The sequence below is a fragment of the Clostridium sp. CTA-17 genome (assembly GCF_054767895.1).
Window position 1 is genome coordinate 335,644 of record NZ_BAAABF010000003.1, and the last position, 7,101, is coordinate 342,744.

4 protein-coding genes are annotated in these 7,101 nt (G+C 27.5%); 1 reads left to right on the forward strand and 3 read right to left on the reverse strand.

The window, feature by feature from the left end; genetic code table 11:
* Positions 1-138: 138 nt before the first annotated feature.
* Together ACYUCG_RS08130 and ACYUCG_RS08135 are read right to left on the reverse strand one after the other, a co-directional pair.
* Entirely contained in the window at positions 139-3,825 is a 3,687-nt protein-coding gene (locus tag ACYUCG_RS08130; RefSeq protein WP_460268407.1) for a multifunctional 2',3'-cyclic-nucleotide 2'-phosphodiesterase/3'-nucleotidase/5'-nucleotidase, read from the reverse strand.
* A 248-nt stretch (positions 3,826-4,073) separates the two neighbouring features.
* A complete protein-coding gene (locus ACYUCG_RS08135) occupies positions 4,074-5,072 on the reverse strand; it encodes a tyrosine-protein phosphatase (protein WP_460268408.1) in 999 nt (332 codons plus the stop codon).
* Positions 5,073-5,986: 914 nt separating this feature from the next.
* Between ACYUCG_RS08135 and ACYUCG_RS08140 the strand changes: the two genes are divergently transcribed.
* The gene (locus tag ACYUCG_RS08140; RefSeq protein WP_460268409.1) at positions 5,987-6,505 is read left to right on the forward strand and encodes a hypothetical protein; all 519 of its coding nucleotides are present in this window, start codon (positions 5,987-5,989) and stop codon (positions 6,503-6,505) included.
* A gap of 443 nt (positions 6,506-6,948) precedes the next feature.
* Here ACYUCG_RS08140 and ACYUCG_RS08145 read toward each other — a convergent pair.
* On the reverse strand, positions 6,949-7,101 hold a 153-nt coding region (locus ACYUCG_RS08145), incomplete at its 5' end, for a YebC/PmpR family DNA-binding transcriptional regulator (protein WP_460268413.1).

Sequence of the window (7,101 nt, forward strand, 5' to 3'; positions counted from 1 at the left end):
ACTTTAATTAACTTTTTATTTTTTTAATTCCTAGTAAATTCTATGCTTAAATAAATTTAAAATTAATAATAAATTAATCTTCTTAAATAATAAAAGCAGTAAAGAAATTTTCTTTACTGCTTTTTTAGTCATTTTAAATTAAGCTGCATCATTATGTTTCTTTTTTAGAATTATGCTACCGCCTATAGTAGCTAAAACTCCCATTGCTGCAAAAACTTCAGCTCCAAAAGGATTTCCTGTGTTAGGTAATTTAATTAAATCATCCTTTTTATTTTCTTCATTATTTGAATTATTATCTGGATTAGATATTTCAGGCTTATCTGTATTAATATCATCTATAGTTGGATCCATTGGCTTATTTACTTCTATAGATGGTTTTTCTGGTTCTACCGGCTTATTTGTATCTATAGTTGGTTTCTCTTGTTCTACCGGTTTATTAGAATCTACAGATGGATTTTCTGGTTCTACTGGTTTAACAGCTTCTTCCTTATCTTCTCCAGGTTCAATAAGTGTTGCTAAGTTAGTTATAGGATTTATACCATGATTTTTCCAATAATCACTTATGCCTTCTCTTAAAACTTTATTAGTATCTTTAATATTCTTAGCTGCTGAGAAATCATATCCATCTCCACCAGCTGCCATAAAATCATTAGTCGCTAATTTATAATATTTATTTGGATCTAGCTTACTTCCATCTAATAATCTTACAGAAGTTATTCTATTTCCAGGTTCAGCATCTGGATTATACCAGAATTTAAGACCAGCATGTTGGCCCCATCCAAAATCTTTAGGAGCAATTCCATGTTCTAATACTTTAATAATATCTGAACCTTTCATATCCATTGTTACTATAGTATTATCAAAAGGAAGTATAGTATACATATCTCCTACTGTTATTACGCCTTTCTTTAATGGAGCTCTTACTCCACCACCATTATTTATAGCTATATCTGCATCTACTATTTTTCTCATAGTTTCTGTAACAGTTGCTCCCATTGGGCTTACACCTGCATCTCTATTGTGTGGAAGATCCTCACTTAAATCAGCCACCTTAACATCTAAGATAGGTGATAATTCTTTTTCATATTTTCCTAATGTTTCTTCCATTTCTTTATCTACAGGTAAATCTTTAATATTTTTAGAAATATCCATACGTTGAGCTTCAACAGATAATTTTCCATCTTTATCAAATTTTAAATCTATAAGGCCAATAGCACGTCCATTTTTATAAGCTTGTACTATTGGAACTCCATTAACAGTTCCCTTAACAGGCATATGGCTATGAGCTGATACAATTGCATCTAAGCCTGGAACTTTTGTAAGATTAACTACTTCACCTGTTATTTCTCCAGTCTCTCTATCTTGTTGACTTCCAATGTGTGTTAAAGCAATTACTGCATCAACTTTTTCAACTTCTCTTAAATGTTTAACCCACTTTTCTGCTTCAGTATTAGGATCTCTAAATTCTAAATCTTTTACATTATCAGGATTTGTTTTATATGCTGTTTCAGGTGTTGCAAGGCCTATAAATCCTATTTTCTTTCCGCCTTTTTCAACAATACCATAAGGTTTAGCCCATTTTACAGGTTCTCCTGTAGCTTTTTCATATATGTTAGAAGCTAAGAATTCAAATCCACCATCTTTAGCCCATCCTGGAATTAAATCATAACCCCAGTCAAATTCATGATTTCCTACAGATGAGAATTGAACACCTAAAGCTTTATTCATATCACTAACTGGCTTTCCTTTTAAAAGGTTAGATAATGCACTTCCTTGATACATATCTCCACCACTTACTACTATTGTGTTAGGATTTTTTTCTTTTACTCTCTTTAATTCCCCAACAAATTTAGCAGCTCCAGGATTTCCTCCTGATTCTTTTAAAGAACCATGAAAATCATTGAATGTTAAAATAGGAATTTCAACTTCTTTCTTTTCTTCTGGTAAAGCCTCTGCAAATTTTGATACTTCATCCCAAGTAACAGATTTAACATTTGGAGTTCTTCCATTTGATGAAGTTGGTAGATTTATTTTTCCTTCATTAATAAGTTTAACTGCTAAAGCTCTTTGTTCTGGATTCCAATTGTTACCTGTTATTTCCCAGTTTCCATCTACATTTCTATTTATTACTCCATGTTTAACATTAATTATATAATCACTTATTAAATCTCTTATCGCTGATATATCATCATTTACTGTATCATATATTTTTTCATGTTCACCTGGATCCATTATTCCTGCAGCTAACCCTGAATTATATCTATAATCATTTACTGATAAATATACTACATCTGAATCCTCAACTGGTTTACCATCTTTAGAGAATTTTAAGTTTTCTATTCTTTCACCTGGATCTTTAGCTATATTTATTTCATAATTAACGCCTTCAAACATATCATACTTATACATTCTTACATTTTCATCAAAAGATATAGTTAAATCTCCATCTTTATATTTATTAAAGAACTTAGAGTTTTCTTCCATGTATTTCTTTAATTGTTTTCCATTAGTTTTTATAACATATAATTTATTATCAAATTTATATATATTTGAAACATCAGCCTTGCTTATAGGACCTTCTTTAAGATTAGCCTTAGGACTAAATAAAGCTGCTGATGAAACCATGTACACATTATTAGGATCTATCCCTTTAGTTTGTAAAAACTTTTTACTATTATATAATTGTACTTCATTTATAAAATCAGTAACCCCTTGGTCTTCAACTATTGATTGTGGAATACCTTTTACTTCATCAGGTTTTGCTAAATCTCCACCTTTTAATTCTCCAATCTTAGCTGTTGCATCATTTATAGCAGCTTCATGGAAAGGCTTAAGTTTCTCAGTTAATTCTGGATCTCCTTGTACCCCTTTAAGACTTATAAGATCTGCGTTCTTATCAAGAACTTTTATTCCACTTTCATCTTTTTCAACAGTTAAATTAAATTTAGAAACATATTTTGCTCTACTTGCTGGTTCACTAATTATAGCGTTTCCTCTTAATTCTGATTTAACTGTATCATGACTATGTCCAGCAACTACTACACTTACTTCTGGATTTGCTTCAGCTATTCCAGCAGCACTATCTCCATCACCATATTCTCCATTTAAACTTGCATGAGAAGTTACTACATAGACATCAGCGCCTCCATTTGCCTTTATTTCTCCTATTATTTTCTTTACTTCTTCTGTTGGATTCTTAGCTTCATAACCTTTTAAGTTTTGAGAATCCCATTGCATTATATGTGGAGTAACTACTCCTATTATTGCAACCTTTATTCCATCTACATCTTTAATTGTATAAGGATTAAAAACTCTCTCTCCATTTCTGTAAAGGTTTCCACATAAGACATGAAGATTTGGGTTTGCTTGACCAATAATATTATGAAGTTTGTCCATTCCAAAATTAAATTCATGATTTCCTAAAGAAAAAACATCATATCCTATTGTGTTCATAGCAAGTATCATAGGATTTTCTTTATTCATAAATAAGTGATTGTAATTTCCTTGAATAGTATCACCATTATCTAACACTAAGGTATTAGGATTTTCCTTTTTAGCTTCTTTAACCACAGTAGCTATTTGATTTAATCCACCAACGGATTCCTCTCCCTGTGCATAATCATAATCCATAAACTTACCATGCAAATCGGAAGTGGCAAGTATTTGGATATTGACAGTTTTTTTATCTGTCTTTTCTGTTACATTTGAATTTTTTGTTTCAGAAATTTCAGCAGCTTTAACTGGTATTGGTAGTATAAAGCTAAAGACCATTGCTAATACAACCATTAAAGCAGTAATTTTTTTGTTACTAAACTTCTTTAACATAAATTATCCCCCTTGAATTTTATTTGTTATAAAAGTTAATTTTATACATACTAATTGTAACATATATTAATATATTTTCAATATTTTGTTATAAAAATTCAAAGAAAGTATATAACTAATAAAATAGGATTTATTATGAAAGATTTTTTAAACTCCATCATAACAAATCCTATTCTCTTTAAAATTACTCTAAATATTATTTCACATTATATTCAATAAAGGTCTTAAGATTTCTTAAATTTATTTAACTAATATAAATATTCATTTCTTAAAAGCTCTATTTTTTCCTTAGTTAATCCATATTCTTTTAGAAAATATGTTTCATAGCTACCATAAGTATTTTTTATATTATTTAAACTAAGTTCTATAAATTTCTTTTTTACTCCTAAAATATCATCTATCAATTCCTTTATAGTTTCATTTGATACATGCTTTTCATAAATTTGAAGTATTCTATGATTTTCTACTTTTCTATATTCATTACTTAACATATAATCTTCTATTACCTTTTCCTCTGGTACACCTAATAACAATAATATTAAAGCTGATCCTAAACCAGTTCTATCTTTCCCTGATGTACAGTGCTGTAATACAGCTAGGTTTTTAGGATTTTCTATTGTCTTTATAAGCTCCTTGAAAGCTAAATTATTTAATGGCATCTCAATATATCCATCCATAAGTATCTTTTCAGGTGGTTCTTGATTGCTATTCTTTGATAAGATTCCTTTTAAATATGATTCCATATTTAGATTTTGATTATCTAAATTTCTCATTGCAGATATATTTATATTTTTTGTCCCTTCAACATTTCTATCTGGGCTTAATTTAACTTCTTCTAAGGATCTATAATCAAAAATATACTTAATTCCTAGGGTTTTAAAATATTCTAAATCTTCTCCTTTTAATTTATTTAAAGCTTCTGAGCGATAAAATAATCCCCATTTCACCTTTCTTCCATCCTTTGTTTCATATCCACCTAAATCTCTAAAATTGCAAAATCTTTTAAGTGGCACAAGTCTCTCTGCTAAAATCAACTCTTCATTTTCGCATTTTATAAAATAAAAGGTTCTATTCTTAGGCTCTGGATCCTTAAATTCAAATTCGTTTTCTTTTTCTATATGTTTAATAAACTTTAATTCTCCATTAAGTTTCTCAGAGTAATATAAAGTTCCAGTAACTTCTTTATTTAATGTTATTTTTAATATCTCTCCAGAGATTCTTATTAAATTTCCATTTAAATTTCTCATAAAATATCATCTCCTACTATAACCCAAATTCTTTTTTTAATTATACTACTTATTTTTATAAATTGTTAACTTTTCTTAAACTTTTATATATTTTCTCTTTACCACAAACTTCTTAAATCTCTTAAGTTTAAAGAATTTTTTTCAAAGAATTAATATTTTTCCATATTATGTATGATAAGATATTATTATAAGATGTAAACATTATTATTTATATATTTTCAGATATAACAAGATTTATTTTTCTATAGTAATAAACAAACTGAACTTTTAACTATCTTTAAATCTATTTTATTTATGCTTAAGGAGGTCCCATGGAATTATTATTTATATTGCTTTTTTTAATAATGCTTATAACTGCATTTTCAACCTCACTAAGAGAAACTAAAAAATAATTATATTAAAATTTATTTTACATTTAATGAAAACACAAAATAACGGCAGTAATATTTAATATGGTAAAAATAAACCATTAAATATTACTGCTTTTAACTGAATTGATTTTTTAGAATATTACTTAATTATTAATCTATTATATTTTTATAAAAATCTTATCTTTTAGTTTTTTAAACTCTAATTTTCCCCAGTCTTTCTACTTACATAGGAGAATTAGGAATAAACTCTATAATATAGAAAGTTTTTATAATAGTAAAAGACTACATTCATCACTTGCTTATAATCCTCCTAATGAAATGAAATTTAAAGCTTTGAATGCAGCCTAAATAAGTTCGAATTTTTGTGTCCAAGGTATTCACACAAATCCAGTTTAGAAATTTATTACACTTTGTTTTTAATTTGTATCTTAAAATTGTATTTAATTACATATACAATTTAAATGATAAATATTTAGGCCTTTATTAAATATAAATTTCAATAATGAATTAATTCAAAAGAGTTTTAGGATATATGGAGGATTAATGATTAAAGCAAAGAAAATAGTAATTTTATTGGGTATTATATTTATAGGAGTAACAACAGTGGCAATAACATATAATTGGATAAAAGATAATACTCCGAATAAATCAGTAGAAATTATAGAAGAAAGCGAATTAAATGAAATAGCTATAGAAAATCAAAAAGAGAAAAATATTAATAATACATTACCAAATGAAAATAAACAAAAAGAACAATCTAAAAAGAATGAAGATTTAAAGAAAGATAAAGAGATACAAAATAATATAAAAGATAATAAAGATACAGCACCTCAAGAAAACACAAAAAATGAGCAAGAAAAAACACCACAAGTAGGTGATGTTGTATGTAAAGCAGGATGCATATATGGAAGTGAACATATAAAAGGATGTRATAAATATACCGGAAATGAACAAATTGAGCAAGAAAAAACACCACAAGTAGGTGATRTTGTATGTAAAGCAGGATGCGTATATGGGAGTGAACATATAAAAGGATGCGATAAATATACTGAAAATAAATAAATTGAAAAAAGAGCGTGTAAAATACTTTGTGTAATTTACACGCTCTTCAATCAAGAAAATATGATAGATATATAGCTTATACCTCTAATTGTATATCTATTAGCAAATTAATTTTTACTGTTATATTTTCATTTCAATAAATCTTTCCTAAACCCACTTAATTTCTTTGTTATATTTATATAAAATAAAATATTTATCAACTTATTAAGCAAATCAAGTCAATGTTCTTTTGCTATAATTTCTTATTTCTAATTCTAATAAAAACTCTTCTAATACATCTTTTAATAAAAAAAGGTTATCTCCTATACTATAAAGCTAGAAAATAACCTTTTCTAATATATACACCATTATAGAGACCATAATTAATGTACACCGTAGTAAATATTCAAAATTAATAATATATAAGAACCTATCAAACCATTGATATTAATTAGTTTATCCTCTTACTCATCCCATCCTTCAGGGAATTCAGCATTGTGATAAACCTCTTGAACATCGTCGTCATCTTCAAGTAAGTCTAACATCTTTTGGAACTTCTTAGCATCGTCTTCGTTTATAGCAGTTTCAGTATCTGGTATCATTTTAACTGCTGCTTC

What these genes read in the sequence shown, in the direction of transcription:
- ACYUCG_RS08130 (WP_460268407.1), bottom strand. Translation starts at nt 3,825, where the DNA reads ATGTTAAAGAAGTTTAGTAACAAAAAAATTACTGCTTTAATGGTTGTA.
- ACYUCG_RS08135 (WP_460268408.1), bottom strand. Translation starts at nt 5,072, where the DNA reads ATGAGAAATTTAAATGGAAATTTAATAAGAATCTCTGGAGAGATATTA.